We start from the raw sequence: 963 nt of genomic DNA, 5'->3' as shown, positions 1-963 counted from the left end.
AGCCGGCCGTCCGCGACCGGTGCGCGGCCGCCCTGCAGCCACAGGACCTCCGTCCCCTCGCGCGCCCAGACCGCCGCCAGGTGGCCCGGGTCGAGGCGAGCCACGGCACCGCGGTCCAGCTCCTCGCGGGCCAGCGGCAGGGCCAGCGGCGGTGCGGCGGTGAGGTCGGACGACGACGGGGGGCAGGAAGCCATGCGTCCAGGCTAGCGACCCGTCTCCGGTGCGCCCGACGACGGGGGCGGGCGTTCCGCGCCTAGGCTGGAGGGGTGGATCGTCAGCCCCTTCGTCTTGCAGCCCTGGCCGCCGCGGCCGTCCCCGGCCTCGCCCCCGTCTCCGTGGAGGCGAGCCCGGACGACCCCGCGGACTTCTCGACCGCCGTCGTCGTGGACGGTGAGGGCCAGCGGTGGCGGGTCCGCTCGCCCCGCACCCCGGAGGCGGGCATCCGTCTCGAGACGGAGCTGCAGGTGCTGGCAGGCCTGACCCCGGCGGTGCGCGCTGGCCTGCCGTTCCGCACGCCCTCCGTGGCGGGCGCGGTGCGGCTCGAGGGGCTGCGCACCTTCGTCTACCAGGACATGCCCGGGCGTCCCGTCACCCTGGAGGAGCTGGCCCGACTCGGCGAGCCCGCGGTGCAGGACGTGGGCCGCGTGCTGGCCGCGATCCACACGCTGCCCTCGGACGTCGTGGACCACGCGGACCTGCCCTCCTACACGGCGGAGCAGATCCGGCAGCGTCACCTCCACGCCCTCGACCAGGCGGCCACCTCCGGCCGCGTGCCGCCCCTGCTGCTGCGCCGCTGGGAGGAGGCCATGGAGGAAGAGCCCCTGTGGCGGTTCACCCCGGTGCCCGTGCATGGTGACCTGCACGAGGACAACCTGCTCCTCGAACGCGGCCGCGTGGTGGGCGTGACGGGCTGGACGGACCTGCACGTGGGCGACCCGGCCGACGACGTCGCCTGGCTGGCCG

At 76.3% G+C, this 963-nt stretch carries 1 protein-coding gene and 1 pseudogene; one reads left to right on the top strand and one right to left on the bottom strand.

The features are described from left to right. A pseudogene (locus HMPREF3105_RS10260) lies at positions 1-194 on the bottom strand (NAD(+) diphosphatase); the annotation flags it as partial. Positions 195-266: 72 nt separating this feature from the next. Between HMPREF3105_RS10260 and HMPREF3105_RS10255 the strand changes: the two are divergent. After that, positions 267-963 (top strand): phosphotransferase (locus HMPREF3105_RS10255; RefSeq protein ID WP_168168014.1); only part of this gene is annotated, 697 nt, incomplete at its 3' end.

The organism is Micrococcus sp. HMSC31B01 (assembly GCF_001816085.1).
Lineage (GTDB): Bacteria > Actinomycetota > Actinomycetes > Actinomycetales > Micrococcaceae > Micrococcus > Micrococcus luteus.
Note: the sequence above shows the minus strand (reverse complement) of the source record. Positions and strands in the feature narration are given on the sequence as shown.